Source organism: Pseudomonas sp. PGPR40, assembly GCF_022014505.1.
Classification (GTDB): Bacteria; Pseudomonadota; Gammaproteobacteria; order Pseudomonadales; family Pseudomonadaceae; genus Aquipseudomonas.
Genome location: NZ_JAKLSP010000013.1, coordinates 76,281 through 102,402, shown reverse-complemented (window position 1 = coordinate 102,402; position 26,122 = coordinate 76,281). Strand labels below are relative to the sequence as shown.

21 protein-coding genes are annotated in these 26,122 nt (G+C 59.3%); 13 read left to right on the top strand and 8 right to left on the bottom strand.

Annotated features, from left to right (window positions below; translation table 11 throughout):
* Nucleotides 1–146: 146 nt before the first annotated feature.
* Both MEB48_RS13305 and MEB48_RS13300 read right to left on the bottom strand, forming a co-directional pair.
* Nucleotides 147–854: a 3'-5' exonuclease gene (locus MEB48_RS13305; RefSeq protein ID WP_237884674.1), complete on the bottom strand. Its 708-nt coding sequence runs from the start codon at nucleotides 852–854 to the stop codon at nucleotides 147–149.
* On the bottom strand, nucleotides 851–2,791 hold the full coding sequence (locus tag MEB48_RS13300; protein ID WP_237884673.1) for a putative nucleotidyltransferase substrate binding domain-containing protein: 1,941 nt from the start codon (nucleotides 2,789–2,791) through the stop codon (nucleotides 851–853). The genes MEB48_RS13305 and MEB48_RS13300 overlap by 4 nt, the downstream gene beginning before the upstream one ends.
* Nucleotides 2,792–3,054: 263 nt before the next feature.
* Between MEB48_RS13300 and MEB48_RS13295 the strand changes: the two genes are divergently transcribed.
* A complete protein-coding gene (locus MEB48_RS13295) occupies nucleotides 3,055–3,507 on the top strand; it encodes a response regulator (protein WP_237884672.1) in 453 nt (150 codons plus the stop codon).
* A 95-nt stretch (nucleotides 3,508–3,602) separates the two neighbouring features.
* Here MEB48_RS13295 and MEB48_RS13290 read toward each other — a convergent pair whose 3' ends face one another.
* Nucleotides 3,603–5,780 (bottom strand): malate synthase G, encoded by a 2,178-nt coding sequence (locus MEB48_RS13290; RefSeq protein WP_237884671.1) that lies wholly within the window; start codon nucleotides 5,778–5,780, stop codon nucleotides 3,603–3,605.
* A gap of 595 nt (nucleotides 5,781–6,375) precedes the next feature.
* Between MEB48_RS13290 and MEB48_RS13285 the strand changes: the two genes are divergently transcribed.
* Nucleotides 6,376–6,894 (top strand): glycine cleavage system protein R, encoded by a 519-nt coding sequence (locus tag MEB48_RS13285; protein WP_237884670.1) that lies wholly within the window; start codon nucleotides 6,376–6,378, stop codon nucleotides 6,892–6,894.
* A 215-nt stretch (nucleotides 6,895–7,109) separates the two neighbouring features.
* Here MEB48_RS13285 and rarD read toward each other — a convergent pair whose 3' ends face one another.
* The 5 genes from rarD to MEB48_RS13260 all read right to left on the bottom strand — a co-directional run bounded on the left by rarD (nucleotide 7,110) and on the right by MEB48_RS13260 (nucleotide 12,873).
* Nucleotides 7,110–7,997: an EamA family transporter RarD gene (rarD, locus tag MEB48_RS13280; RefSeq protein ID WP_237884669.1), complete on the bottom strand. Its 888-nt coding sequence runs from the start codon at nucleotides 7,995–7,997 to the stop codon at nucleotides 7,110–7,112.
* A gap of 178 nt (nucleotides 7,998–8,175) precedes the next feature.
* The gene (locus MEB48_RS13275) at nucleotides 8,176–9,150 is read right to left on the bottom strand and encodes a serine/threonine protein kinase (protein ID WP_237884668.1); all 975 of its coding nucleotides are present in this window, start codon (nucleotides 9,148–9,150) and stop codon (nucleotides 8,176–8,178) included.
* A 194-nt stretch (nucleotides 9,151–9,344) separates the two neighbouring features.
* On the bottom strand, nucleotides 9,345–11,246 hold the full coding sequence (locus MEB48_RS13270; RefSeq protein WP_237884667.1) for a PhoX family protein: 1,902 nt from the start codon (nucleotides 11,244–11,246) through the stop codon (nucleotides 9,345–9,347).
* A 58-nt stretch (nucleotides 11,247–11,304) separates the two neighbouring features.
* Complete coding sequence (locus MEB48_RS13265; RefSeq protein ID WP_237884666.1) at nucleotides 11,305–12,069, bottom strand: TOBE domain-containing protein; 765 nt, start codon at nucleotides 12,067–12,069, stop codon at nucleotides 11,305–11,307.
* Between the two features lie 63 nt (nucleotides 12,070–12,132).
* Entirely contained in the window at nucleotides 12,133–12,873 is a 741-nt protein-coding gene (locus tag MEB48_RS13260) for a ComF family protein (protein WP_237884665.1), read from the bottom strand.
* Nucleotides 12,874–12,963: 90 nt separating this feature from the next.
* On the opposite strand from MEB48_RS13260, the gene bioB reads away from it, so the two are divergent.
* The 11 genes from bioB (at nucleotide 12,964) to MEB48_RS13205 (ending at nucleotide 26,102) form a co-directional block, all read left to right on the top strand.
* Nucleotides 12,964–14,019 carry a biotin synthase BioB gene (gene bioB / locus MEB48_RS13255; protein ID WP_030129970.1) on the top strand — a complete coding sequence of 352 codons (1,056 nt, stop codon included), beginning with the start codon at nucleotides 12,964–12,966 and terminating at the stop codon, nucleotides 14,017–14,019.
* Between the two features lie 224 nt (nucleotides 14,020–14,243).
* Entirely contained in the window at nucleotides 14,244–15,422 is a 1,179-nt protein-coding gene (bioF, locus tag MEB48_RS13250; protein WP_237884664.1) for an 8-amino-7-oxononanoate synthase, read from the top strand.
* A complete protein-coding gene (locus tag MEB48_RS13245) occupies nucleotides 15,415–16,146 on the top strand; it encodes an alpha/beta fold hydrolase (protein WP_237884663.1) in 732 nt (243 codons plus the stop codon). The genes bioF and MEB48_RS13245 overlap by 8 nt, the downstream gene beginning before the upstream one ends.
* On the top strand, nucleotides 16,139–16,951 hold the full coding sequence (gene bioC / locus MEB48_RS13240; protein WP_237884662.1) for a malonyl-ACP O-methyltransferase BioC: 813 nt from the start codon (nucleotides 16,139–16,141) through the stop codon (nucleotides 16,949–16,951). Before MEB48_RS13245 ends, bioC begins: the two co-directional genes overlap by 8 nt.
* Entirely contained in the window at nucleotides 16,948–17,628 is a 681-nt protein-coding gene (bioD, locus tag MEB48_RS13235; RefSeq protein ID WP_237884661.1) for a dethiobiotin synthase, read from the top strand. The genes bioC and bioD overlap by 4 nt, the downstream gene beginning before the upstream one ends.
* Nucleotides 17,629–17,747: 119 nt before the next feature.
* A complete protein-coding gene (locus tag MEB48_RS13230) occupies nucleotides 17,748–18,044 on the top strand; it encodes a pyrroloquinoline quinone biosynthesis protein PqqE (protein WP_237884660.1) in 297 nt (98 codons plus the stop codon).
* 277 nt (nucleotides 18,045–18,321) lie between these two features.
* Entirely contained in the window at nucleotides 18,322–20,127 is a 1,806-nt protein-coding gene (locus tag MEB48_RS13225; protein WP_237884659.1) for a phenylacyl-CoA dehydrogenase, read from the top strand.
* Nucleotides 20,128–20,357: 230 nt separating this feature from the next.
* Nucleotides 20,358–21,647: a GGDEF domain-containing protein gene (locus MEB48_RS13220; protein WP_237884658.1), complete on the top strand. Its 1,290-nt coding sequence runs from the start codon at nucleotides 20,358–20,360 to the stop codon at nucleotides 21,645–21,647.
* A gap of 89 nt (nucleotides 21,648–21,736) precedes the next feature.
* The gene (locus MEB48_RS13215) at nucleotides 21,737–23,533 is read left to right on the top strand and encodes an acyl-CoA dehydrogenase C-terminal domain-containing protein (protein WP_237884657.1); all 1,797 of its coding nucleotides are present in this window, start codon (nucleotides 21,737–21,739) and stop codon (nucleotides 23,531–23,533) included.
* Between the two features lie 268 nt (nucleotides 23,534–23,801).
* Complete coding sequence (locus MEB48_RS13210; RefSeq protein WP_237884656.1) at nucleotides 23,802–25,580, top strand: acyl-CoA dehydrogenase C-terminal domain-containing protein; 1,779 nt, start codon at nucleotides 23,802–23,804, stop codon at nucleotides 25,578–25,580.
* A gap of 363 nt (nucleotides 25,581–25,943) precedes the next feature.
* Nucleotides 25,944–26,102: a YqaE/Pmp3 family membrane protein gene (locus tag MEB48_RS13205; protein WP_007904205.1), complete on the top strand. Its 159-nt coding sequence runs from the start codon at nucleotides 25,944–25,946 to the stop codon at nucleotides 26,100–26,102.
* The last annotated feature ends 20 nt before the right edge of the window (nucleotides 26,103–26,122 follow it).

The following is a 26,122-nucleotide window of genomic DNA, read 5'->3' as shown; positions in this document are numbered from 1 at the left end:
GGGTGTATTCAGTTTGACCGTGTCATCGTTCTTCGCGGGCAAGCCTCGCTCCTACAAGTTTTGTGTCGTTCACGAAATTGGCGCACGACACAAAACCTGTAGGAGCGTGGCTTGCCCGCGAAGGCGCCAGAACAGGCGCCGTAATCTTAAAGGGAGGGCGCGCGCTGTCTGCGTTTCCACTGACTCAGCCGCTGCTGCAAATTCAGCGGGCTATGAATCTGCTGCTGCCGCGCCCGGCTGAACAAAATCAACACCAGCTCCGCCGTCGCCAAGGCATCGGCACTGGCGTTATGCCGTTCGAAGACCTCCAGCTTGAACCAGTCGATCCACTCGTCCAGCCCGGCCTCGCGAAAGTGTGCCTGCGGGCACAGCAGCGGCGCGATGTCTGCCACGTCCAGAAACGGATGCTGCAACTTGTAACCCAGATGTTCTTTCAGCGCCCGCCCCAGCATGTGCTGGTCGAACGGCGCATGAAACGCCAACACCGGACTGTCGCCGACGAACTCCATGAATTCGAGCAAGGCTTGCGCGGGGTCACTGCCGGCGGCAATGGCGCTCGGGCCCAGACCGTGAATCAACACGCTGGGGCCGAGTTTGAGTTCGGTGCATTGCAGCGTACGTTCGAACTGCTGGCTGAAATCGATCGCCCCGTCCTCGATCACCACCGCCCCGATGGACAGCAACTGATCCTTGTTCAGGTTCAGCCCAGTGGTTTCCAGGTCGAGTACCACCCAGCGTTGCTCGCGCAGGCTGCAGGCGCCCAACTCGGCCACGGCAGGCAAGTGCTCCAGGCGTTGTTGCAGTTCCCCCGGCAATATGGGGCTGACCGGACGCAGCCATGAAAACAGGCTCATAACTGATACCGCAGGGTCAGGCTGCTTTGCAGGCGTTGGGCCTGGCGCAGGGATTCACGCAGGATGCGTCGGTCCAGATGATTGAGGCTGTCGGGATCGAGGCGGTTGGAGTAGGGCAAATTCTCACGGGTCTGTAGCTGATGTTGCTGCATGCGGGTTTGCTGGATGAAGTGATACGCCTCTTCATAGGCTGCGCCGTCCAGCCGTTCGATGACCTCTTTGTCCACCAATTGGCGAAAGCGCTCCAGGGTATTGTTGGTGTCGATGCCGTGGGCCAGGGCCAGTACTCGAGCGCCATCGACGAAAGGGGTCAGGCCTTGGAGTTTCAGGTCGAGCGTGGCTTTCTCGCCATTCTTGCGAGCCAGCACGAATTCGCGGAAACGTCCCACGGGCGGTCGGTTGCGCAGGGCGTTCTCGGCCATCATCCGCTGGAACAAGCGGTTGTCGTCGACCTGATCGAGAATCCCCCGGCGCAATTGCTCGCAGCCTTGCTCGTCGCCCCAGACCACGCGCAGGTCGAAGTAGATGCTCGACCCCAGCAGGTTTTCCGGTGTCGCCTCGCGGATAAACGCCGCAAAACGTCGCGCCCATTCGGCCCGGGACAGACACAGCTCGGGATTGCCGGCCATGATGTTGCCTTTGCACAGGGGGAAGCCACACAGCGCCAGGTTCTGATTGATCTGCTGGGCGATGGGCAGCAACTTGCCACGAATCTCGGCGGCGTGGGCCGCGTCGCGGGCTTCGAACAGAATGCCGTTGTCCTGATCGGTATGCAGCGTCTGCTCGCGACGGCCTTCGCTGCCGAAACACAGCCAACTGAACGGCACGCCGAGGTCGCCTTTCTCGGCGAGGACCAGTTCGATCACCCGGCACACGGTGTGGTCGTTGAGCAGGGTGATGATGTGGGTGATCTGGGTCGAGGACGCGCCGTGGGCCAGCATCCGCTCCACCAATTGGCCGATTTCGCCGCGCATCGCCACCAGGTTTTCCAGCTTCTGGGCACTGCGAATAGTCCGCGCCAAGTGCACCAGATCGACCCGTTGCAGGGAAAACAGGTCGCGTTCCGAGACCACGCCACACAGGCGCTGGTCCTTGACCAGGCAGACGTGGGCGATGTGTCGCTCGGTCATGGCGATCGCGGCGTCGAAGGCGCTGTGGTCCGGTGTCAGGTAAAACGGCGCCCGGGTCATGTGCCATTCGATGGCTTCATTGAAATCGCTGGTGCCATTGGCTACCACATGTCGCAAGTCGCGCAGGGTAAAAATGCCCAGCGGTGCCTTTTGCTCATCGACCACCACAATGCTGCCGACTTGCTGATCGTGCATCAGCGTCACGGCTTCGCGCAGAGGCGTGATCGGGCTGCAGGTCACCGGGTGACGCATGGCCAGTTCGCCCAGCCGGGTATTGAGCGAGTACTGGGTGCCGAGGGTTTCCACGGCTTTTTGCTGGACTTGTTGATTGACCTGATCCAGCAAACTGCTGACACCGCGTAGGGCAAAGTCGCGAAACGGGCTGGAAAGTGCGAACAGTTTGATGAACGCCAGCTTATTCAGCTGTAGGCAAAAGGTATCTTCGGCCGCCAGATGTTCGGTGCGAGTCGCCCGTTCCCCCAGTAGCGCGGCGAGCGGGAAACATTCGCCGGTAGTGATTTCGAAGGTGGTTTCAGTCCCGCCCTTGGCCGTATGCGGACGTTCGCCCACGACTCGGCCCTGTTTGACGATGTAGAAATGCTCAACCGGGCCATCGGCGGGTTTGATAATGCTTTCGCCGGGGGCATAAAAACGCAGCTGACATTGCTCGACCAGATAGGCCAGGTGGGCGTTTTCCATCTGGTTGAAAGGCGGGAAGCGCTGGAGGAATTGCAAAGTGCCCTGGATGTTCTGCAACACCGCGGTTTTCCCTGCCTGGGTGAAGGCGTCCGCTTTACTCATAACCATTACCGCAGTCTTTTTCGTTGTTGTGTCGGATCGTTGTGTCAGATCGTTCCAGGCATGGTCGGCCCCTGAGGGCAGGGTGCCCATTGGACGTAAGTCTAGGTAGGCAGTGCCGCCGCCTGAATATGGGAAATGTCTGACACAACGGTGGGAAAAACCTCCTACATTGTCTATTGGAAAACTTTCCGACGACGTGCACATTGAAGCTCTACTGAACGATGTCTGACCACTGTGCCAAGGGATCGAATTGAAACGTTGAGAAAGCCATGTCCGACCACGATATTTTGAGTGATGCCGAGCGCGAAGCGCTCAGTGCCGTCATGCTGGAACCAGACTTGCCGCCGCAGCGGGTACTGATCGTCGATGACGATAAGGACTCCAGGGAATTACTGTCGCAAATTCTGGGGCTGGACGGCATTCACTGCATGACGGCAGCCAGTGGCGAAGCGGCGCTCAAATTGCTGGAGACGAAGCCATCGATCGGGCTGGTGATTACCGACCTGCGGATGAAGCACGTCGATGGCCTCGAACTGATCCGTCAGGTGCGGGAATCGGCCCGTGCGGCGTTGCCGATCATCATCGTCTCCGGCGACGCGGACGTGAGGGATGCGATTGAAGCTATGCACTTGCACGTAGTGGACTTTCTGCTCAAGCCCATCGATAGCGGCAAACTGCTTGAATTGGTCAAGCATGAGCTGGGGATGGAGTCTTTGCCGTGATCGTTCCCACGCAGAGCGTGGGAACGATCAACGCACAAATGAAAAAGCCCCGATCTTTCGATCAGGGCTTTTTCATGTCCGGCGTCAGCGTTTACTCAAAGGCCATTGGCAGCCTTGAACTCGCGACGACGACGGTGCAGAACCGGCTCGGTGTAACCGTTCGGCTGTTTGGTGCCTTCGACCACCAGTTCGACCGCCGCCTGGAAGGCGATGTTGCTGTCGAAATTCGGTGCCAGCGGACGGTACAGCGGGTCGTTGGCGTTCTGACGGTCAACCACCGGCGCCATGCGCTTGAGGCTTTCCATGACCTGACTTTCAGTGACGATGCCGTGGCGCAGCCAGTTGGCGATGTGCTGGCTGGAAATACGCAGCGTCGCACGGTCTTCCATCAGGCCGACGTCATTGATGTCCGGCACTTTCGAGCAACCCACGCCCTGGTCGATCCAGCGCACTACATAACCGAGAATGCCCTGGGCATTGTTGTCCAGTTCATTCTTGATCTGCTCTGCGCTCCAGTCCGGATTGACGGCCAACGGGATGGTCAGGATATCGTCCACCGAAGCACGCGCACGTTTGGCCAGTTCGGCCTGACGGGCGAACACGTCGACCTTGTGGTAATGCAACGCATGCAACGCGGCGGCGGTCGGCGAGGGAACCCAGGCGGTGTTGGCACCGGCCATCGGGTGAGCGATTTTCTGTTCGAGCATCGCTGCCATCAGGTCCGGCATGGCCCACATGCCTTTACCGATCTGGGCGCGACCTTGCAGGCCAGTACTCAGCCCGATGTCGACGTTCCAGTTCTCGTACGCGCCGATCCACTTCTCGGCCTTCATGTCTGCCTTGCGCACCATCGGGCCGGCTTCCATGGAGGTATGGATTTCATCGCCCGTGCGGTCGAGGAAACCGGTGTTGATGAACACTACGCGCTCGCTGGCGGCCTTGATGCAGGCCTTGAGGTTGACCGTGGTACGGCGCTCCTCGTCCATGATCCCGACTTTGAGGGTATTGCGCGGCAAGTCGAGGACGTCTTCGATGCGGCCGAACAGTTCGTTGGTGAACGCGGCTTCTTCCGGGCCGTGCATTTTCGGCTTCACGATATACACCGAGCCGGTACGGCTGTTCTTGCGCGAGCTGTTGCCGTTGAGGCTGTGAATCGCCGCGAGGCAAGTCACCAGACCATCGAGAATACCTTCCGGCACTTCGTTGCCGTCTTTATCGAGGATTGCGTCGATGGTCATCAGGTGACCGACGTTGCGCACGAACAACAGCGAGCGACCGTGCAGGCTCAGTTCGCTGCCATCGAGGGCCGTGTAGGTGCGATCGGCGTTCATGGTGCGGGTAAAGGACTGACCGCCCTTGGCGACTTCTTCCGACAGATCGCCCTTCATCAGTCCGAGCCAGTTGCGGTAGATCACCACTTTGTCATCGGCATCGACCGCGGCAACCGAGTCTTCGCAGTCCATGATGGTGGTCAGCGCGGCTTCCATCAGAATGTCTTTGATGCCGGCCGCATCGGTCTGGCCGACCGGGGTGCTGGCGTCGACCTGGATTTCGAAGTGCAGGCCGTTGTTTTTCAGCAGGATCGCGGTTGGAGCCGCTGTATCGCCGTGGAAACCGATCAGTTGGGCATCGTCGCGCAGGCCAGTGTTGCTGCCGCCTTTGAGGGCGACCACCAGTTTGCCGTCAACGATCTTGTAGCCGGTGGAGTCGACGTGGGAACCGGCAGCCAATGGTGCGGCTTCGTCGAGGAAGGCGCGGGCGAAGGCGATGACCTTGTCGCCGCGAACCTTGTTGTAGCCTTTGCCTTTTTCCGCGCCATCCGCTTCGCTGATGGCGTCGGTGCCGTAGAGCGCGTCATACAGCGAACCCCAGCGGGCGTTCGAGGCGTTGAGCGCGAAGCGCGCATTCATCACCGGAACCACCAGCTGTGGACCGGCCATGCGGGCGATTTCGTCATCGACGTTTTGTGTCGTTGCCTGGAAATCGGCCGCTTCTGGCAGCAGATAACCGATGTCTTGCAGGAAGGCTTTGTAGGCCACCGCATCGTGCGCAACACCTGCACGAGCCTGGTGCCAGGCATCGATACGTGCCTGGAAATCATCGCGTTTGGCGAGTAGGGCTTTGTTCTTCGGCGCCAGGTCATGGATGACCTTGTCGGCACCGGCCCAGAATGTGTCGGCGGTGAGGCCGGTACCGGGAATGGCTTCGTTGTTCACGAAGTCGAACAGGACTTTGGCGACCTGCAGGCCACCGACTTGAACGTGTTCAGTCATTGCTTGCCTCACTCTGCTCAGCTATTTCGCTTTTCAGCTCTTCAATTTTGACAATGAAGCCTCTGGCCATTTAAACCACAAACCCCTCTACCAGTACATGCCATTGCTGGCGTCTGGGTTCGATCCGATCAACGGCTTTGCGGCCTTGCTGACAGGGCTTTCAGGGTTGTGATGGCGCCTGTGGCAGACATCGATCCAGCGTTATGTAGTGCGCGCTGCGGCATACTACATGATGAATTGCGGTTGTGAAAATTAGACTAATTACGTCGTTCTGCGACCACATGACGCATTGCGGTCATGTCGGGGAGCTGGATGTTCTCAAAAAACCATTGGATTGTTCCAGCTAAATATAAAAACTTGTACACGATTTGTGGTTTGGCAGGGTTATGGGTGGTGCCTCCTTCGCGGGCAAGCCTCGCTCCTACAGGTCCGCGTCGTTCATGCCGATATGGTACGCCCGACCCTGTAGGAGCGAGGCTTGCCCGCGAAGGGGCCGGTCGATTCAACACACAATCTGACTCTATTCCAGGCACCCACCAGCCCCTTGCCTATACTTGTTTTTCTATAACAAAAGACATGACAAGAGGGCTGCGCCATGGACCATCTCGTACTCACTGTATTCGCTCCGGACAAGCCCGGGCAGGTCGAGCGCATTGCCCAATGCATTGCCGAGCACGGCGGTAACTGGCTGGAGAGCCGCATGTCGCGCATGGCCGGACAGTTCGCCGGGATTCTTCGAGTGGGCGTACCGGCTGAAGCCTACGATGAACTGGTAGACGCCCTACAGGGATTGTCGGCCCAGGGGATTCGTGTGCTGATCGCCGAGAGCAGCATCGAACAGTCCTGCACCTGGAAGCCGATTGCCATGGAACTGGTGGGCAATGACCGTCCGGGAATTGTGCGCGACATTACGCGTCTGTTGAGTGAGCAGGGGGTGAGTCTGGAGCGGCTGGTGACCGAAGTTCGACCGGCGCCCATGAGCAGCGAGCCGCTGTTCCATGCCGAGGCGATTCTTGCAGTGCCACTGACCTTGTCGCTGGAGGTGCTGCAATCGCGCCTGGAAACCCTGGCGGACGATCTGATGGTCGAATTGGTGCTGCGCAGCGAACCGTGAAAAGGTTATCCAAGTTATACGTGCACCTGCCTGTGGATAACCTGTAGAGACTCCTCCCCAGGCCACGTCGACCGGTGCTCTTCAGAATCTGATCAAAAAACCAGCAGTTTCAGTGACTTGCGCACAAACGCCGGGGATCACACTGTGGATAACCTTGGGAAGGATGGATGCAGGCCACGGGAGACGTGGCCTGTAGAGATTTGTACGTTTTCTGATCAGCGGCGGCGGCGCAGACTTATCCACGCGTCGACGCTATAAACCGCCAGACCCGCCCAGATAAAGATGAACGCCACCAGTGTGCTGGACGACAGGTGCTCGCCAAACAGCAGAACGGCTTGCAATAACACCAGCGTCGGCGCCAGGTACTGGAGAAATCCTAGCGTGGTGTAAGGCAAGTGCCGGGCGGCGGCGTTGAAACACACCAGCGGCACCAGCGTCACCGGACCTGCAGCCACCAGCCACCAGGCTTCAGAGGTAGTCCAGAATTCGGCTTGCGCGCTGGTCGCCGTCGGATTGAACAGCAACCAGGCGACAGCAATTGGCACCAGCATCCAGGTTTCCACCACCAGACCCGGCAGCGCCTTGACCGGTGCCTGCTTGCGGATCAGTCCGTAGAAGCCGAAGGTCAACGCCAGCACCAGCGATACCCACGGCAGACTGCCGACTTGCCACACTTGCTGCGCAACACCGACCGCCGCCAGGCCAACCGCCAGCCATTGCATGCGCCGCAGCCGTTCGCCGAGGATCAGCATCCCCAACAACACGTTTACCAGCGGGTTGATGTAATAACCGAGGCTGGCTTCGAGCATGCGCCCGTTGTTCACTGACCAGACATAGGTCAGCCAGTTGGCCGCGATCAGCGTGCCGCTCAGGGCCAGGATAGCCAGGCGCCGCGGGTTTTCACGCAGCTCGCGCCACCAGCCGGGATGCTTCCAGACCAGCAATAGCAAGGCGCCGAACAGCGCGGACCATAGCACTCGGTGGATGATGATCTCCACGGCGGGCACGCTGGCGATGGCTTTGAAGTAGAGCGGGAACAGTCCCCAGATGATGTAGGCACTCAGGCCCAGGATGTACCCGCGACGCGGGTTGGCGGCTTGCATGAGAATCCTTGCTTAGGCAGCTAACAAAGAGGGGATTGTATAGATGTGTTTTGATTTTTGTAGGAGCGAGCGGTGCGGCGATCCGACTTGCCCGCGAAGAACGATGACGCGGTTAGTCAGACAAACCGCGTCATCGTTCTTCGCGGGCAAGCCTCGCTCCTACAGGGGACGGTGTTGGTCAGAAGAGTTTTAGTGGTTCTTCGTTGAGTGCGGCGAGTTGCTCACGCAGCGCCAGCACTTGATCGCCCCAATAACGCTCGGTACCGAACCACGGAAAGCTGCGAGGGAACGCCGGGTCGTCCCAGCGACGGGCGAGCCAGGCGCTGTAGTGCATCAGGCGCAAGGCGCGCAGCGGTTCGATCAGCGCCAGTTCCCGCTGATCGAAGTCGTGAAATTCGCTGTAGCCGTCCATCAATTCCGACAATTGCCCCAGACATTCCTGACGATCACCCGCCAGCATCATCCAGATATCCTGCACCGCCGGGCCCATGCGGCAGTCATCGAGGTCGACAATGTGGAACATCTCATCACGGCACATCATGTTGCCGGGGTGGCAATCGCCGTGCATGCGGATGTTCTGGTGCGGCGTGGCCTGATAGACCTCTTCGACGCGCTTGAGCAGGTCGCGGGCGACGGACTCGTAGGCTGGCAGCAGGCTTTTGGGAACGAAATTACCTTCAAGCAATGTGGCCAGCGAGTCATGACCGAAGTTCTTCACGCCCAGCGCTTCACGATGTTCGAACGGTTTTGTAGCACCGACCGCATGCAGACGACCCAGCAGTTGGCCCAGGCGATACAACTGATCGAGATTGCCCGGCTCCGGTGCCCGCCCGCCCCGACGGGGAAACAGGGTGAAACGGAAGCCGTTGTGTTCGTGCAGGCTTTCATCGTTGTGGATCATCGGCGCGACGACCGGTATGTCGCACTCGGCGAGTTCGAAGGTGAATTGGTGTTCTTCGAGAATCGCTTCATTGGTCCAGCGTTGCGGACGATAAAACTTGGCGATCAGCGGTTCGGAGTCTTCGATGCCGACCTGATAGACACGGTTCTCGTAGCTGTTGAGCGCCAGAATGCGCGCGTCGCTGAGAAAGCCGATGCTTTCGACGGCATCGAGCACGAGGTCTGGGGTGAGGGTTTCAAACGGGTGGGCCATGCTGACTCCTGCGCGCAGCAGGCTGCCGCGTCGGGCCAAACATGGTAGCGCAGACGGGGCTTCTTTAGGGGGATCGTTCCCACGCTCTGCGTGGGAATGCCTCACCGGACGCTCCGCGTCCGATTTTGGGACGCAGAGCGTCCCGGGCTGCATTCCCACGCAGAGCGTGGGAACGATCATGAGGGGGGCGTTTATCAGGCGCCGACGATGCCGCCATCCTCGCGGGAAATCGCCATCACCGAAGACCGCGGCTTGCCGTTAGGCAGATGCTCAGGGAACGTCGACCCACCGTTTTCCCCCGGATGCTGAATCCCGACAAACAAGGTTTTCTGATCCGGCGAGAAGCTGATCCCCGTCACCTCGCAGCCCACCGGCCCGACCATGAAACGACGGATCTCGCCGGTCACCGGATCGGCACACAGCATCTGGTTATTGCCCATGCCCGCGAAGTCACCTGCGTTGCTCGAATCGCCATCCGTGAGGATCCACAGGCGCCCGGCCTCGTCGAAGCCCAGACCGTCCGGGCTGTTGAACATGTTCTGCGGGGTGATGTTCGACGAACCGCCCTTTGGCGTACCGGCGTGGACGCCCGGGTTGCCCGCGACCACAAACAGATCCCAGGCAAAGCTATTCGAGGCGTGATCGTCGCGGTCGGTGCGCCAGCGCAGGATCTGCCCATAAACGTTTTTCTCGCGAGGGTTCGGGCCATTCACCGGTTGGCCTTCTTCGCCACGTTTGGCGTTATTGGTCAGGGTGCAATAAACCTGGCCATCCTTGGGGCTGACAACGATCCATTCTGGACGGTCCATGCGCGTGGCGCTCGCAACGCTGGCTGCGAGGCGGGCATGAATCAGCACTTCGGCCTGATCGGCAAAGCCGCTGCTGGCATCAATACCGTTCTTGCCGTGGGTCAGTTCGATCCACTGGCCCTGGCCTTTCGGGTGATCGGCGTTGCCGTCGCCTGCGTCGAAACGTGCCACGTACAAGGTGCCGTGATCCAGCAGGTCGCGGTTGGCTTTGGGGTTTTTGTGGTTGATCTTGTCGCGGCTGACGAATTTGTAGATGAACTCGCCACGTTCGTCGTCGCCCATGTACACCACGGCGCGACCGTCATTGGTTTCGGCCAGGGCAGCATTTTCATGTTTGAAGCGGCCCAGCGCGGTGCGTTTGACCGGGGTCGATTGCGGATCGAACGGGTCGATTTCCACCACCCAGCCATGACGATTGAGTTCGTTGGGGTTTTTCGCCAGGTCGAAGCGCGGGTCGTGTTGATGCCAGTTGATGTCTTTGCTGGTTGCCACTGCGCCGTAGCGTTTCTGCGCGGTGTCGAACTTCTGCTCGGCATTGCTGCTGCCGAAGCAATCGGTGAAGTTCTCTTCGCAGGTCAGGTAAGTGCCCCACGGTGTCTTGCCATTGGCGCAATTCTGGAAGGTGCCGAGGACGTTCTTGCCGTGTTTGTCGGCGCTGGTTTTCATCAGCTCGTGACCGGCCGCCGGTCCGCTCAAACTGATCGGCGCGTTACCGTGAATGCGGCGGTTGTAGCGCGAGCCCTGGACGAACTGCCACTGGCCGTTCTTGCGCTGCACTTCGATCACCGACACCCCTTCGCAGGCCAGGGCCTTGCGTACGTCTTCCGCCGATTGCGGCATGCCGCCGTGGGGGTAGAGGTAGCGGTAGTTGGTGTATTCGTTGTTGATCGCCATCAGTGCCCGGTCTTTTTCACCGGGGAACTCGAACAGGCTCATGCCGTCGTTGTTGTCGCCGAACTGGACTTCCTGCGCCTCGGCTGTGCCGTTGCCGCTCGGGTCGAACGCCGGACCATTTTTTTGCAGAGGCTGGCCCCAGCTGATCAGTACCGAGGATTTATAGCCTGGCGGCAAGGTGATCGCGTCAGTCGTCGCAGCGGCAATGCTGTCGAAGCCCAACAGTTTGCTGGAGCCGGCGCTGACACTGGCCGCCAGCACACTGCGACTCAGCAGGTTGCCACCGAGAAACATCGCCGCGCCGCAGAGGGCGCCAGCGCTGATGAAGCCACGACGGCTAAGGCCGACCATCTTCTCGAGGTCGGTCGGTTGGTTGTCTTCTAATAAGCTCACATCAGGCTCCCTGCGGGTTTTTGCAGTCACCATAAAGAGCGTTAGTGACGCTTTTGTTTCAGAGCGGTGTCCCGAGCAAAATGTTGGATGGGGCAAACTGCACCAGCACCGCTTTTCCAGTGGCAAGCCCGAGGGATTGCAAGTGCAGCGGTTCGGCCAGGGCGCAGAGTGTCTGGCCATTGGGCAAACCGATGCGCACTTCGCTGGGGCCGTCGTCGGCGTCGAGGATTTCTTCAATCGCGCCCTTCAGGCAGTTGTTGTCGGGCGCTGCAGCTTGATCGATGCCCAGCAACTCCAGCCAACCGGCCTTGATCAGTGCCACCACTTCGGTGCCAATTTCCAGTTCCAGGCGCAGAGTACTGTCGTGGGTGATCTGCGCATCGATACGCAAGCCTTCGGCCAGTTCAAGACGGATGCGGTCGTTGCGTCCCTGTGCATCGATCGCCACGACTTTGCCGTGCAGTTGATTGCGCGCACTGGTTCTGAGCATCAGTCGCCCGAGCAAGTCCAGGTCACTGGCCTCTTCGGCGGCTTCCAGCACCTGAGTCTGCAAGGCTTGCAGCTTTTGATACAGGCGCAACACGCGCTCGCCTTCGCTGGACAGCTTGGCGCCACCCCCGCCCTTGCCGCCGACGCTACGCTCCACCAGCGGTTTCTGCGCGAGGTTGTTCAGTTCGTCGATGGCATCCCACGCCGCTTTGTAACTCAGGCCCGCGCTTTTCGCCGCGCGGGTGATCGAGCCTTGTTCGGCGATGTGTTGCAGCAACGCGATGCGCTGCGGACGACGGACAATGTGCTGGGACAACAACGTAGGCAAGGACATGGCAAGACGCTTTGGGCTGTGACGATGAGGAGGACGTTGGCGGCTTGGCGCACGGGAGTCAAGTCAGCCTCCATCGCCTGGTTTGGGGGTGCGGGCCAGGCAGTAGACGTCGACCCGCGCGGCACCGGCATCCATCAACAAGCGAGCCAGGGCCTGTGCAGTGGCGCCGGTGGTCAGCACATCATCCACCAAGGCGAAGTGGCGACCTTTGATCGAGGCCGCGGGCGCCAGGGCAAAGGCGTGGCGCAGATTCTTTTTACGGGCGTCGGCATTCAGCGCTTGTTGCGCGCTGGTGTCCTGGATTCTCAGTAACAGCGTTTCATCGCAAGGAATGTCGAGGCTGACGCTGAGCCAGCGGGCGAGCATTGCCGCCTGGTTGAAACCCCGCTGACGCAGACGTTTGGAAGCCAGCGGTACCGGTATCAGCGCATCGGGCCGATCCAGATCTTCATCGAAGCGATGTTGCAGGAACTGAGCGAGAAGTTCGGCGAGCAGGCGGCCAAACGGCCACTTCGCGCTATGTTTGAAACGGGTGATCAAACTGTCGACCGGAAAACTGTAAGTCCAGGGCGCAGCGACCCGTTCGAAGGCTGGCGGGTGTTTCAGGCATTGGCCGCATGTCAGGCCCGTGGCGGGCAAGGGCAGGGCACAGGTTTGGCAATGCTCGCCCAGCCAGGGCAACTCGGTTTCGCAAGCCATGCAGATCGGCGTGGCGTCGTCCGCGGGCTCTGCGCAGAGCAAACAAATCTGTTTGTTTTTTAACCAGATGTAAACCGGTCCTTCGTATCGTGGTTGACAGTGCATGAGTCTTCCTTAAATATGCCGAACATCCGTGTCGCGTCTGTGGGTATTCCATTCCCCAGCCGCTTGCCAAGCATAAACAAGGAAACGCCCATGAGCGCCAGCACCACTGCAACCCTGCGTCATGACTGGTCTTTGGCCGAAGTCAAAGCACTCTTCGTTCAGCCATTCAACGACCTGTTGTTCCAGGCGCAGACGGTGCACCGCGCGCACTTCGACGCCAACCGCGTCCAGGTCTCGACGCTGCTGTCGATCAAAACCGGTGCTTGCCCGGAAGATTGCAAATATTGTCCGCAGTCCGGCCACTACAACACTGGCCTGGAAAAAGAAAAACTGATGGAAGTGCAGAAGGTCCTCGAAGAGGCCGCTCGCGCCAAGGCCATCGGTTCGACCCGTTTCTGCATGGGCGCGGCGTGGAAACACCCGTCGGCCAAAGACATGCCTTACGTGCTGAAGATGGTCGAAGGCGTGAAAGCGCTGGGTCTGGAAACCTGCATGACCCTCGGTCGCCTGGATCAGGATCAGACCGAAGCACTGGCCAAGGCCGGCCTCGACTACTACAACCACAACCTCGACACGTCGCCTGAGTTCTACGGCAGCATCATCACCACCCGTACGTACAGCGAACGCCTGCAAACCCTGGCCTACGTGCGTGATTCGGGGATGAAGATCTGCTCCGGCGGCATTCTCGGCATGGGCGAGTCCCTCGACGACCGCGCCAATCTGCTGATTCAGTTGGCCAACCTGCCGGAGCATCCAGAGTCGGTGCCGATCAACATGCTGGTGAAAGTCGCCGGTACGCCGCTGGAAAATGCCGATGATGTCGATCCGTTTGATTTCATTCGCATGCTCGCAGTCGCACGCATCCTGATGCCGAAGTCCCACGTGCGCCTGTCCGCCGGCCGCGAAGCGATGAACGAGCAGATGCAAGCCCTGGCGTTCTTCGCCGGTGCCAACTCGATTTTCTACGGCGAAAAATTGCTGACCACCGCCAACCCGCAGGCGGACAAGGACATGCAACTGTTCTCGCGCCTGGGCATCCTGCCGGAAGCGCGCGAAGAGCACGCCGACGAAGTGCATCAGGCCGCGATCGAACAGGCACTGGTGGAGCAGAAGAGCAGCGAGCAGTTCTATAACGCTGCTGTCTGATCCAGCACAAATCGAATGTGGGAGCGGCGGTGCGACGATTCGACTTGCTCGCGAAGGCGTCAGTACAGCCGACATCAATGTTGAATGTCACACTGCTTTCGCGAGCAAGCCCGCTCCCACATTAACCGCGCTCAACCTGTGGGAGCGTGGCTTGCCCGCGATGGCCGTGACTCGGTCTCCAGACAAGTCAGGACAGTTCCCCACATCTGACCTTCGAGGCCTGCATGCCTTTCGATCTCAGCGCACGCCTTGCTGCCCGTCGTGCCGAAAACCTTTATCGCCAGCGCCCACTGCTCGAGAGCCCTCAAGGCCCGGAAGTGGTGGTCGATGGCAAGCCGTTGCTGGCGTTCTGTAACAACGATTACCTCGGTCTGGCCAATCACCCACAAGTGATCGAAGCCTGGCGCGCGGGCGCGTCGCGTTGGGGCGTGGGCGGTGGCGCTTCGCATTTGGTCATCGGCCACAGCGGCCCGCATCACGCACTGGAAGAAGCCCTCGCCGAGTTCACCGGACGCCCGCGAGCGTTGCTGTTCACCACCGGTTACATGGCCAACCTCGGTGCGGTCACCGCACTGATCGGGCAGGGCGATACGGTGCTGGAAGACCGTCTCAATCATGCGTCGTTGCTGGATGCAGGGTTGTTGTCCGGTGCGCGTTTCAATCGCTATCTGCATAACGACGCGGACAGTCTGGCCAAGCGTCTTGAGAAGGCCACCGGCAATACGCTGGTGGTCACCGATGGCGTGTTCAGCATGGACGGTGACATCGCCGACCTGCCGGCGCTGGCGCGGGAAGCCAAGGCCAAGGGCGCCTGGCTGATGGTCGATGATGCTCACGGTTTTGGTCCGTTGGGTGCCAATGGCGGCGGGATCGTCGAGCATTTTGGTCTGAGTCAGGAAGACGTGCCGGTACTGGTCGGCACCCTCGGCAAGGCGTTCGGTACGGCCGGCGCTTTTGTGGCGGGCAGTGAAGAGTTGATCGAAAGCCTGATCCAGTTCGCTCGCCCTTACATCTACACCACCAGCCAACCGCCGGCGCTGGCCTGCGCGACGCTGAAAAGCCTGGAGCTGTTGCGCAGCGAACATTGGCGACGTCAGCATCTGCGGACGCTGATTCGCCAGTTCCGCAATGGCGCCGAGCAGATTGGCCTGGAGTTGATGGACAGCTTCACGCCGATCCAGCCGATCATGATCGGCGACGCCGGGCGTGCGGTTCGGCTGTCGCAAATGCTGCGAGAACGCGGGCTGATGGTGACCGCGATTCGTCCACCGACCGTACCCGCCGGCAGCGCACGTTTGCGCGTAACCCTGACCGCCGCTCACAGCGAGGCACAGGTGCAGCTATTGTTAAATGGACTGGCCGATTGTTTTCAACAACTGGGACCGGAGCCAAGCCATGCGTGATCGTCTGATTCTGCTACCAGGCTGGGGGCTCGGAATTTCTCCGCTCGAACCTTTGGCGGCCGCCTTGCAGGGTTTGGATGAGCACCTGCGCGTCGAGATCGAGCCGTTGCCGGAACTGGAATCGAGCGATCTTGAAGAATGGCTCGATGAGTTGGACTCGACGTTGCCACAGGATGCCTGGCTCGGTGGCTGGTCGTTGGGCGGCATGCTGGCGTCCGAATTGGCGGCGCGACGCGGTGACCGCTGCTGCGGCCTGGTGACCCTGGCGAGTAATCCTTCTTTTGTCGCCCATGAGCAGTGGCCGAGCGCGATGCCCGGTGAGACCTTCGATGCATTTTTGGCCGGCTGCAAGGCTGACCCGCGCATGACGTTGAAACGCTTCTCGCTGCTTTGCGCCCAAGGTGCTGAAGACCCGCGCGGGATATCGCGACTGTTGCTCGCTGGCGCACCGCATACGTCTTCGCCGGTGCTGATGAGCGGCCTGGAGTTGCTTGCCCAGCTGGATACCCGGCAAGCGTTGCAAACGTTTCGTGGCCCGCAATTGCATTTGTTTGGCGGCCTCGACGGTCTGGTCCCGGCCGAAGCGGCGAGGGATTTGCTGGCACTGCTGCCGGATGTCGAAATCGGCCTGATCGAACAGGCCAGCCACGCGTTTCTTCTGGAAGACCCCCACGGTGTGGCAGGGGCGATTCAGGCCTTTTTGCATGAGTTCGGTGATGACTGATTTATCCCTTCCCAACCTGCCCGGCGGCTTGCCCGACAAACGCCAGGTGGCGGCATCCTTTTCCCGTGCGGCGGCGAGCTACGACAGCGTGGCCGAATTGCAGCGCGACGTTGGCAGCGAGTTGTTGCATCGGTTACCGGAGGATTTTGTCCCTGCTCGTTGGCTGGATATGGGCTGCGGCACCGGGTATTTCAGCCGTGCCCTGGGTGAGCGTTTTCCTGCCGCTAACGGACTGGCCCTTGATATTGCAGAAGGCATGCTCAATCACGCCCGTCCCTTGGGTGGCGCCACACATTTCATCGCGGGTGATGCCGAGCGCTTGCCGTTGCAGGATTCGACCTGCGACTTGGTCTTCTCCAGTCTGGCGGTGCAATGGTGCGCGGATTTTGCCTCAGTGCTCAATGAAGCGCATCGGGTGCTGAAACCGGGCGGTATTTTTGCGTTTGCTAGTCTGTGTGCAGGCACGCTGTACGAATTGCGCGATAGCTGGCGTCAGGTCGACGGCATGGTGCACGTCAACCGCTTCCGCGAGTTCGGTGTTTACCAACAGCTTTGCGCGGGGAGCGGTTTGAAGGTCGTCAGCCTCGAAACACAGCCGCATGTATTGCATTACCCCGATGTCCGCAGCTTGACCCATGAGCTCAAGGCACTTGGGGCGCACAATCTGAACCCCGGTCGGCCGGGCGGTTTGACCGGCAGGGCGCGGATCCTCGGCCTGATCGAGGCTTACGAGCAGTATCGTCAGGCACAGGGACTGCCGGCGACTTATCAAGTGGTTTACGCCGTGTTGGAGAAACCCTTATGAGTGCAGCCTATTTCATCACCGGTACTGACACCGATGTCGGCAAGACCACCGTCGCCGCCGGTTTGCTGCATGCCGCGCGATTGGCGGGTTTGAGCACGGCGGCGGGCAAACCGGTAGCCTCCGGTTGCGACCTGACGCCCAAGGGATTGCGCAACGCCGATGCGCTGGCCCTGTTGGCCGAGTGCTCGATACCGTTGACCTACGATCAGGTCAATCCGGTCGCGTTCGAGCCGGCGATCGCACCGCATCTGGCCGCGCGGGAGGCTGGCGTGGCGTTGACTGTGCAATCACTGTTGACACCGATGCGGCAGATTCTCGATATGCAGGCAGACTTCACCTTGATCGAAGGGGCTGGCGGCTGGCGAGTGCCGTTGGCGGATCAGGACAATCTGTCGGACCTGGCCATGGCGTTGGGGCTGCCGGTGATCCTGGTGGTCGGCGTACGGCTGGGGTGCATCAATCATGCACTGCTGACAGCCGAGGCGATCGCACGGGACGGTTTGCAGTTGGCAGGGTGGGTGGCCAACATCGTCGATCCGAAGACTTCGCGCCTGGAAGAGAACCTCGCGACGCTGGCCGAGCGCATTCCTGCGCCGTGCCTGGGGCGAGTGCCGAAACTCAAGACGGTGACAGCCGACGCGGTGGCCGAACATCTGCAGCTGGATCTGCTGGACTGAGGGTTGGCTTGGGTTTTACCTATGATAAGGCACTGTGCCATTAGTGTTTTTGTCGGGCCTTTTGTCGACGTGTCTGATTCAATGACCACTGTTGATCCTTTGTCGGACGAGTTCTCCCCATGGAAATCTCAGGAAACACCGCTTTTTATGCCGGTCTGAGCACTATTCAGACAGGGCAGAACCGTGCCGATCAGGCTTCGGGTCAGATCGCCAACAACACCATCGAGCGTTCGGTCACCAGTCAATCCTCCGAGATTCAGGTCGATCGTCTGCGTTCGGTAGACCGCAGCCAGCAATCGGACCTGGCCAGCAATATAGTCGAGATGGCTCAGGGCAAATTCCAGGTGGATCTGGGCGTCAAAGTCGCCAAGGCTTCCGATGAAATGCTCGGTACGCTGATTGATACGTTCGCCTGATCCCTCGCTGAATTCGTTACTCCAACGCCGCGCCTGTTCGCGGCGTTTTTCTGCGTAAGTCCTTCTGCCTCAACTAATCTCTCCTACATGGCGTGTTGCTCAGTCAACGGCGTTGCGCAACTGTGTGGCCGAGGTTTTCATGGTGCGATGACGAACGGCAAAAGATCGGCGCTTGACAAGAATTGGGCGTAAACGTATGTTTCAAACAACTGTTTGACCGCCACAACAAATCAACGCGGTCGTTCATTCCCGGTTACATCAGCAGAGGTTTATCGCTATGCCTGACTACAAGGCCCCCTTGCGTGATATTCGCTTCGTTCGTGACGAACTGCTCGGCTACGAAGCGCACTATCAGAGCCTTCCGGCTTGTGCAGACGCAACTCCGGACATGGTTGACGCCATTCTCGAAGAAGGCGCCAAGTTTTGTGAGCAGGTGCTGGCTCCGCTGAACCGCGTGGGTGACACCGAAGGCTGCACCTGGAGCGAGTCCGGCGTTAAAACCCCGACCGGTTTCAAAGAAGCCTACAAACAATTCGTCGAAGGTGGCTGGCCAAGCCTGGCTCACGACGTAGAGCACGGCGGCCAAGGCCTGCCAGAGTCTCTGGGTCTGGCCGTCAGCGAAATGGTTGGCGAAGCCAACTGGTCGTGGGGCATGTACCCAGGCCTGTCCCATGGCGCGATGAACACCATTTCCGAACACGGTACGCCTGAGCAACAAGAGGCCTACCTGACCAAACTGGTTTCTGGCGAATGGACCGGCACCATGTGCCTGACGGAACCGCACTGCGGCACTGACCTGGGCATGCTGCGCACCAAGGCCGAGCCTCAGGCCGACGGTTCCTACAAAGTTTCCGGTACCAAGATCTTCATCTCGGCCGGCGAACACGACATGGCCGACAACATCGTCCACATCGTTCTGGCACGTCTGCCGGATGCACCGGCCGGCACCAAAGGCATTTCCCTGTTCATCGTTCCGAAGTTCATGCCAAACGCAGACGGTTCGATCGGCGCTCGCAACGCTGTGACCTGCGGTTCCCTGGAACACAAGATGGGCATCCACGGTAACGCCACCTGCGTGATGAACTTCGACGCGGCCACCGGTTACCTGATCGGCCCGGCGAACAAAGGCCTGAACTGCATGTTCACCTTTATGAACACCGCCCGTCTGGGCACCGCGCTGCAAGGTCTGGCACACGCCGAGATAGGCTTCCAGGGCGGCTTGAAATACGCTCGTGATCGTCTGCAAATGCGCTCCCTGACTGGCCCGAAAGCACCGGACAAAGCCGCTGACCCGATCATCGTTCACCCGGACGTACGTCGTATGCTGTTGACCATGAAGGCTTTCGCCGAAGGCAACCGGGCGATGGTTTACTTCACCGCCAAGCAAGTCGACATCGTCAAATACGGCGTCGATGAAGAAGAGAAGAAGAAAGCCGACGCGCTGCTGGCGTTCATGACGCCGATCGCCAAAGCCTTCATGACTGAAGTCGGTTTCGAATCCGCTAACCACGGCGTACAAATCTACGGCGGCCACGGCTTCATCGCCGAGTGGGGCATGGAGCAGAACGTTCGCGACAGCCGCATTTCGATGCTGTACGAAGGCACCACCGGTATCCAGGCACTCGACCTGCTGGGCCGTAAAGTGCTGATGACTCAAGGCGAGGCGCTCAAAGGCTTCACCAAGATCGTCCACAAGTTCTGCCAGACCAACGAAGGCAATGACGCGGTCAAAGAGTTCGTCGAGCCATTGGCTGCGCTGAACAAAGAGTGGGGCGAGCTGACCATGAAGGTCGGTATGGCGGCCATGAAAGACCGCGAAGAAGTTGGCGCCGCGTCGGTGGACTACCTGATGTACTCCGGTTACGCCTGCCTCGCCTACTTCTGGGCTGACATGGCGCGTCTGGCTGCGGAGAAACTGGCTGCCGGCACCACCGAAGAGGCGTTCTACACCGCCAAGCTGCAGACTGCGCGCTTCTACTTCCAGCGCATCCTGCCGCGTACCCGCACTCACGTTGTCACCATGTTGTCGGGCGCCAACAACCTGATGGACATGAAAGAAGAAGACTTCGCACTGGGTTACTAAGCCCTACGTAGTCCCTTCATAAAGCCGCTGTTTCCTCGGGAGCAGCGGTTTTTTTGTGCCTGACGCAAACGGGCTGTGCCTGTAAATATTCCTGACTAAAACGCTAAGAAGAACGCCATTGCTGCCGTTAAAGAGGATGGCGATGTGACACGCGTCACATTGCACGTGCTTCGCTGCTCTAAATGCAGGCACACTGCCATCTTTGTTTGCCGGGTCGGAGCTTTTTACCCTTGCCGCGTTCTTCCGCTGTACGTTTCAGTCATTTTTTGCCATCGCTGCTGTTGCTGCTCGCGGGGCTTGCGGCTGCCTACGTCAAGGATCTCAACGTTTTCTTCACTTCGTTGTTCAACGTGCTGCCAACTCTGGTGCTGTTGCTCGGCGGGGCGTATTGCGCGGTTTACCGACGGCAGCGTGAACTGTTTCTGATGGTCACGGTGTACATCGCCTATTTCTTGCTCGACACCCAGACCGACTACTACCGCGACAACGGCAAAGTGCGTGAAGACGCCGCCGTGGTCTTCCATCTGTGTTGTCTGCTGTTGCCGTTACTGTTTGGCTTGTTTGCCGCCTGGCAAGAGCGTACTCACCTGTTCCAGGACATGGTGGCGCGTTTCGCCGTGTTGCTGGCGTTCGGCAGCGTGGCGCTGGGGTTGGAACAAAGTTATCCACAGGCGCTGTTGATATGGCTGTCGGAGATTCGCTGGCCAGCCCTGCATGGCGCCTGGATGAGCTTGATCCAGTTGTCTTATCCGGTATTCATTGCCTCGTTCCTGTTACTGGCCTGGCAATACTGGCGCAATCCAAGACCCCTGCACGCTGCGCAACTGGTGGGGGTGCTGGGATTATTCTGGATGTTGCCGAAAACCTTCATCCTGCCGTTCACCCTGAACATCATGTGCAGCCAGGTGATGCTGATGATCGCCGCCGCGGTTGCCCATGAGGCCTATCAGATGGCTTTTCGCGATGAACTCACCGGTCTGCCGGGTCGCCGCGCCCTGAACGAACGCATGCAACGGTTGGGACGCAATTACGTGCTGGCCATGGGCGACGTCGATCACTTCAAGAAATTCAATGACACCCATGGTCACGATGTCGGCGACCAAGTGCTGCGACTGGTCGCCAGCAAGCTGTCAAAAATCAGCGGTGGCGGTAGGGCATATCGCTACGGCGGTGAAGAATTTGCTCTGGTGTTCGCAGGCAAAACCCTCGAAGAGTGTATGCCGCACCTGGAAGTCATCCGCGAATCCATCGCCACCTACAACATCCAGCTGCGCAATCAGAACGACCGCCCTCAGGATGACCAGCAGGGACGCCAACGCCGCACGGGTTCAGGCGCTTCGAGTGTATCGGTCACGGTCAGCTTCGGTGTCGCTGAACGGCTGGAACAGCGCACGCCTGAAGAGGTGCTCAAATCCGCTGACCAGGCGCTCTACAACGCCAAAGGCGCGGGGCGAAACTGTGTGATGGCCTTCGGTCAGAACCGCCGTGGCGCGGTGCGCATGGGCGCCGCTGCGGGTTGAGTGATGATGGCGCATTCAGCGTCTGGACTGTAATTGTGAGGCGTGGTTGGCGGCAGTAGGTTGAGCAATCTGCTGCCGGAGAAATGACCATGCCCGAGTACAAAGCTCCCCTGCGCGATATGCGCTTTCTGATCGACCACGTCTTCGATTTTCACAGCAACTACGCCGCGCTGGGCGCCACTGATGCCAGCCCGGACATGATCAATGCGATCCTTGAAGAAGGCGCGAGATTCTGTGAGAACGTTCTCGCACCGCTCAACCGCAGCGGCGACGAAGAAGGTTGCCATTTCGACAACGGCGTGGTCACAACGCCTACAGGCTTCAAGCAGGCTTTCGCGCAATACGTTGAAGGCGGCTGGCAGGGTCTGGCGGCGGATCCGGCTTATGGTGGCCAGGGGTTGCCAAGTTCTTTGGGTTTGGTCATCGGTGAAATGGTCGATTCCAGCAACACCTCCTGGGGCATGTATCCCGGCCTGACTCACGGTGCGATGTCGGCGATTCACGCCCATGGCACCGAAGAACAGAAACAAACCTATCTGAGCAAACTCACTGCTGGCCAATGGACCGGCACCATGTGCCTGACCGAAGCCCATTGCGGCACCGATCTGGGCATCATCAAGACCCGCGCCGTGCCTCAGGTCGATGGCAGTTACGCGATCTCTGGCAGCAAGATTTTCATTTCCGCCGGCGAGCACGACCTGAGTGACAACATCATTCACCTGGTGCTGGCCAAACTGCCGGACGCTCCTGCCGGTACCAAGGGTATTTCGTTGTTTATCGTTCCCAAATTCCTACCCAATGCCGAGGGCGAGGCGGGCGAGCGCAATGGTGTTTGCTGCGGTTCGATCGAACACAAAATGGGCATCAAGGCCTCGGCCACCTGTGTGCTGAATTTTGACGAGGCCAAGGGCTTCTTGATCGGTGAGCCGAACAAGGGCCTGAACTGCATGTTCACCATGATGAACCACGCACGGCTTGGCACCGGCATGCAAGGTTTGTGTCTGGGTGAGGCGAGCTTTCAGGGGGCGATCAAATACGCCAACGACCGTCTGCAAATGCGCTCGCTGACCGGACCGAAAGCACCGGAAAAAGTCGCCGACCCGATCATCGTGCATCCCGATGTGCGCAGGATGTTGCTGACCATGAAGGCCTTCAACGAAGGCAACCGGGCGCTGACCTATTACACCGCGCAGTTGCTGGATGTTGCCCATCTGAGCCCGGATGAAACGGCGCGTCAGGACGCCGAGGATTTGCTGGCGTTCCTGACACCGATCTGTAAAGCCTTCATGACCGACACCGGGTTGGAGGTGACCAACCTCGGCATGCAGGTGTTTGGCGGTCACGGTTTCATTCGTGAGTGGGGCATGGAACAGCTGGTTCGCGACTGCCGGATCGCGCCGATCTACGAAGGCACCAACGGTATTCAGGCGCTCGACTTGCTTGGGCGCAAAGTTCTTGGCAGTCAGGGAAAGCTGCTGCGCGGCTTTACCAAAATCGTCCACAAGTTCTGTGCGGCAAACGCTGAACATCCGCAACTCGGCAGCTATGTGGCGCAACTCAATGGTCTGAATCAGCAGTGGGGCGAGTTGACTGCCAAGGTCGGCATGGCTGCGATGAAAAATCCGGATGAAGTCGGCGCTGCCTCGGTGGATTACCTGATGTACAGCGGCTACATCATCCTCGGCTATCTGTGGTTGCGCATGGCGTTGGTGGCTCAGGCGCAATTGGGGGCGGGCAGCGGCGATGCCGATTACTGCCGGGGAAAACTGGCGACCAGCGAGTTTTACTTCAGGCGTTTGCTGCCGCGTACCGCCGCACATCGCGCGGCCATCGAAGCAGGCAGCGATTGTCTGATGAAGCTACCGGCTGAATTGTTTGCGCTCTGACGAATATTTGAAAAGCTTCGCGGGCAAGCCTCGCTCCTACAGGTCTTCGTCGTGTGCATATTGCGCGAACGACATAAAACCGTAGGAGCGAGGCTTGCCCGCGAATGCGTTTTGTCGGACCTAGAATATTCGCCTGGCTCTCAGTGACTAAAAATAACAAATCAGTCATGGCATGACCCTATGTGTCGTAAAAGTTGTTGAGGTACACTCGGACACAACGAAATCACTATTCCAACGAACCACCTGTTTAGATCTTGCGAGGTTTGCCATGGCTGACTACAAAGCGCCCCTGCGCGATATGCGCTTCGTCCTCAATGAAGTTTTCGAGGTCGCCAAACTCTGGGCCGAACTGCCTGCGCTGGCCGAGACTGTCGATGCGGATACGGTCGAAGCCATTCTCGAAGAAGCCGGCAAGGTCACGAGCAAAAGCATTGCGCCCCTGAGCCGTGCAGCTGACGAAGAAGGTTGCCACTGGGCCGACGGTTCCGTCACCACCCCGGTCGGTTTCCCACAGGCTTATCAGACTTACGCCGAAGGCGGTTGGGTCGGTGTCGGTGGCGATCCGACTTACGGCGGCATGGGCATGCCCAAGACGGTTTCGGCGCAGGTTGAAGAAATGGTCAACTCCGCAAGCCTGTCGTTCGGTCTGTACCCGATGCTGACCGCCGGCGCTTGCCTGTCGATCAATGCCCACGCCAGCGAAGAGCTGAAAGCCGCATACCTGCCGAACATGTACGCCGGCGTCTGGGCCGGTTCCATGTGCCTGACCGAGCCGCACGCCGGTACTGACCTTGGGATCATCCGCACCAAGGCCGAGCCTCAGGCCGATGGTTCCTACAAAGTCAGCGGCACCAAAATCTTCATCACCGGCGGTGAGCACGATCTGACCGAGAACATCATCCACCTGGTGCTGGCCAAACTGCCGGACGCACCGGCGGGGCCGAAAGGCATTTCGCTGTTCCTGGTGCCGAAGTTCATGGTCAATGCCGATGGCAGCCTGGGTGCGCGTAACCCGGCGAACTGCGGTTCGATCGAACACAAGATGGGCATCCAGGCGTCCGCCACCTGCGTGATGAACTTCGACGAAGCCGTGGGTTACCTGGTCGGCGAGCCGAACAAAGGCCTGGCGGCGATGTTCACCATGATGAACTACGAGCGTCTGGGCGTTGGTATCCAGGGCCTGGCCACTGGCGAACGTTCCTACCAGAACGCCATCGAATACGCGCGCGATCGTTTGCAAAGCCGCTCGCCGACCGGCGCCCAGAACAAGGACAAGGTGGCTGACCCGATCATCGTTCACCCGGACGTGCGTCGCATGTTGCTGACCATGAAAGCTTCGAACGAAGGCGGCCGTGCCTTCTCCACTTATGTAGCGATGCAACTGGACACCGCCAAGTTCAGCGAAGACGCCACCACCCGCAAGCGAGCAGAAGACCTGGTTGCATTGCTGACGCCGGTGGCCAAGGCTTTCCTGACCGACCTGGGTCTGGAAACCACGGTTCACGGCCAGCAGGTTTTTGGCGGTCACGGCTACATCCGTGAGTGGGGCCAGGAGCAACTGGTTCGTGATGTACGAATTACTCAGATCTATGAAGGCACCAACGGTATTCAGGCGCTGGACCTTGCAGGACGCAAGATCGTCGGCAGCGGCGGGGCGTTCTACAATCTGTTCGCTGATGAGATTCGTCATTTCATCGCGACGGCCAGTGCTGATCTGGCGGAATTCACCCAGCCGCTGAATGATGCGGTGGACACTCTCGACGAACTGACCGCGTGGTTGCTGGACCGGGCAAAAAACGACCCGAACGAAATCGGCGCGGCGTCGGTCGAGTACTTGCAAGCCTTCGGTTACATGGCCTATGCCTACATGTGGGCACTGATGGCCAAGGCAGCCTTAGGTAAAGAAGCGCAGGACGATTTCTACGCGAGCAAACTCGGTACGGCGCGGTTCTATTTCGCACGACTGCTGCCGCGTATTCACTCGTTGAGCGCGTCGGTAAAGGCGGGTAGCGAATCGCTGTTCCTGCTGGACGCAGGACAATTCTGACCCTTTAAGTTATGTAAGCATTCTCTTACATAACGTGCTGCTGTTTTCCCATAGGCGAAGATTGGATCCACAGCTAATCTACTTCACATGGACGTCGCGCAGGAAGCGCAAAGCAACAACACGGACACGTAGGATTCTGCCAGGACGGTGGAGTGAAATGGATGTCAGGGAAACAGTCTGCAAAGCCCCGCTTCGGCGGGGTTTTCTTTTGCCTGCAGAAAAGTGCTCAGCTCATTGAGGCTCAAGGCATGTAGCAGGTTTAGCGTGTAGGGTATGAGCTGAATTCGCACTGAACCCTGACGAACGGTACAGGTCGATTAGCTATATGGCTCACACGAGCCAACTTCAATCAGGAGCTACCCGATGGACTTTATTCGAATCATCATCGCCATTCTGTTGCCGCCCTTGGGTGTGTTTCTGCAAGTCGGTTTCGCTGGGGCGTTCTGGCTGAATATTCTGCTGACGTTGTGCGGTTATATTCCGGGGATCGTGCATGCGGTGTATATCATCGCCAAGCGCTGAGTTTCGCGGCGTCAGGTAAA

Excerpts from the sequence above, each read along its gene's own strand:
- MEB48_RS13205 (WP_007904205.1), top strand. The coding sequence starts at position 25,944 with ATGGACTTTATTCGAATCATCATCGCCATTCTGTTGCCGCCCTTGGGT.
- MEB48_RS13215 (WP_237884657.1), top strand. The coding sequence starts at position 21,737 with ATGCCCGAGTACAAAGCTCCCCTGCGCGATATGCGCTTTCTGATCGAC.
- bioC (WP_237884662.1), top strand. The coding sequence starts at position 16,139 with ATGACTGATTTATCCCTTCCCAACCTGCCCGGCGGCTTGCCCGACAAA.
- MEB48_RS13275 (WP_237884668.1), bottom strand. The coding sequence starts at position 9,150 with ATGGCCCACCCGTTTGAAACCCTCACCCCAGACCTCGTGCTCGATGCC.
- bioF (WP_237884664.1), top strand. The coding sequence starts at position 14,244 with ATGCCTTTCGATCTCAGCGCACGCCTTGCTGCCCGTCGTGCCGAAAAC.
- MEB48_RS13210 (WP_237884656.1), top strand. The coding sequence starts at position 23,802 with ATGGCTGACTACAAAGCGCCCCTGCGCGATATGCGCTTCGTCCTCAAT.
- MEB48_RS13300 (WP_237884673.1), bottom strand. The coding sequence starts at position 2,791 with ATGGTTATGAGTAAAGCGGACGCCTTCACCCAGGCAGGGAAAACCGCG.
- bioB (WP_030129970.1), top strand. The coding sequence starts at position 12,964 with ATGAGCGCCAGCACCACTGCAACCCTGCGTCATGACTGGTCTTTGGCC.
- MEB48_RS13225 (WP_237884659.1), top strand. The coding sequence starts at position 18,322 with ATGCCTGACTACAAGGCCCCCTTGCGTGATATTCGCTTCGTTCGTGAC.
- MEB48_RS13290 (WP_237884671.1), bottom strand. The coding sequence starts at position 5,780 with ATGACTGAACACGTTCAAGTCGGTGGCCTGCAGGTCGCCAAAGTCCTG.
- MEB48_RS13230 (WP_237884660.1), top strand. The coding sequence starts at position 17,748 with ATGGAAATCTCAGGAAACACCGCTTTTTATGCCGGTCTGAGCACTATT.
- MEB48_RS13305 (WP_237884674.1), bottom strand. The coding sequence starts at position 854 with ATGAGCCTGTTTTCATGGCTGCGTCCGGTCAGCCCCATATTGCCGGGG.
- MEB48_RS13260 (WP_237884665.1), bottom strand. The coding sequence starts at position 12,873 with ATGCACTGTCAACCACGATACGAAGGACCGGTTTACATCTGGTTAAAA.
- MEB48_RS13285 (WP_237884670.1), top strand. The coding sequence starts at position 6,376 with ATGGACCATCTCGTACTCACTGTATTCGCTCCGGACAAGCCCGGGCAG.
- MEB48_RS13295 (WP_237884672.1), top strand. The coding sequence starts at position 3,055 with ATGTCCGACCACGATATTTTGAGTGATGCCGAGCGCGAAGCGCTCAGT.
- MEB48_RS13265 (WP_237884666.1), bottom strand. The coding sequence starts at position 12,069 with ATGTCCTTGCCTACGTTGTTGTCCCAGCACATTGTCCGTCGTCCGCAG.
- MEB48_RS13245 (WP_237884663.1), top strand. The coding sequence starts at position 15,415 with ATGCGTGATCGTCTGATTCTGCTACCAGGCTGGGGGCTCGGAATTTCT.
- bioD (WP_237884661.1), top strand. The coding sequence starts at position 16,948 with ATGAGTGCAGCCTATTTCATCACCGGTACTGACACCGATGTCGGCAAG.
- rarD (WP_237884669.1), bottom strand. The coding sequence starts at position 7,997 with ATGCAAGCCGCCAACCCGCGTCGCGGGTACATCCTGGGCCTGAGTGCC.